Below are 1,340 nucleotides of genomic sequence, written 5' to 3' on the forward strand. Positions count from 1 at the left end.
TTGCCGCCCACCCCGCCCATTCCGCCGTCACCGCCGCGGCCGCCGGCGCCGCTGTCACCGCCGGCGTCACCGTTTTGTCCGGGCAACCCGCTGCTGCCGGTACCGCCGGCCCCGCCGCTCGCACCCGCTCCGCCGGCCCCGCCGACACCGCCGGCGCCGCCGTTGCCGCCGTTGCCGCCGGATGAGCCGCTGCCGCCGGTACCGCCCTTGCCGCCGGTGGCCGTAGCCGTCGAGGTGCTGTTTTGGATGGTGGCGTTGCCGCCATTGCCGCCGGCCCCGCCGTAGGACGCGCTGTTTGGGTCGGTGACCCCGGTGGTGCCGTTGGCGCCGGCGCCACCGGTGGCGTTTCCGGTGCCGTAGTTGGTCGCATCACCGCCGCTGCCGCCGTTGCCGCCGGCGCCCCCGCTACCGCCGGCGCCGCCGGTGCCGCCGGTGGCAGTACCGGATCCATGGTTGGTGGCATGTCCGCCGGTGCCGCCCCAGCCGGCGGTGCCCGAATCCAATCCTGGGCCGCCGGTACCGCCGGTGCCGCCGATGGCGTTGGCCGACGAGGTGGGGCTGGTGATCACCGCCGAGCCGCCGTTACCGCCGCTACCGCCCTCACCGGTACTGCCGCCTTGGCCGCCCACACCACCGGTGCCACCCACTGCGTTGTTCACGTTGAGGCCGTTAGTGATCTCGGCCGTGCCGCCGTTGCCGCCATAGCCGCCGTGCACCCCGAAACCGGGCGCAGCGTCACCACCGGTACCGCCGGTGCCGGGACGCACCGCGCCTAGCCCGGCGGTGGTGGTGTCCCCGCCGGTACCGCCGCTGCCGCCGGTCACGCCGCGACCGCCGGCCCCGCCGGTGCCGCCGGTCGCGGTGGCCGTGGAAGCCCCGTCGCTGAAGCTGACGTCACCGCCGTTGCCGCCGTTACCGCCGTAACCGCCGGTATCACCGGATGCGGCGACACCGCCGTTGCCGCCGTTGCCGCCGTGACCGCCGGTGGCGTTAACCGCGCCGTTTTGCGGCACAGCCCCGCCGTTGCCGCCGTCACCGCCGTTGCCGGTGCCCGCACCATTGCCGCCGTGACCCCCGTCGCCGCCATCGCCGTAGGTTCCGCCGGTGCCGCCGTCACCGCCGTCACCGCCGTGGCCGGCGCCGATCGCGTCGCCGCCGGCCCCGCCGGTGCCGCCCTGGCCGTAGGCACCGCCCTGCCCGCCTTGGCCACCCGCGCCGCCATCGGATGTCCCCGATGTGGCGGTATAGCCGGCCCCGCCGCTGCCACCGTTGCCGCCGTTGCCGGGGGTGAGCACACCGGCAACGGCGGCAACGGTGGCAGCGGCGGGGCCGGCTATACC

The 1,340-nt window shown here is 76.3% G+C and carries 1 pseudogene; it reads right to left on the reverse strand.

Annotated elements, in window-relative coordinates:
• A pseudogene (locus tag EET13_RS32515) lies at positions 1–1,340 on the reverse strand (PE family protein); the annotation flags it as partial.

This window comes from Mycobacterium attenuatum, from assembly GCF_900566085.1.
In the GTDB taxonomy this organism is placed as follows: Bacteria; Actinomycetota; Actinomycetes; order Mycobacteriales; family Mycobacteriaceae; genus Mycobacterium; species Mycobacterium attenuatum.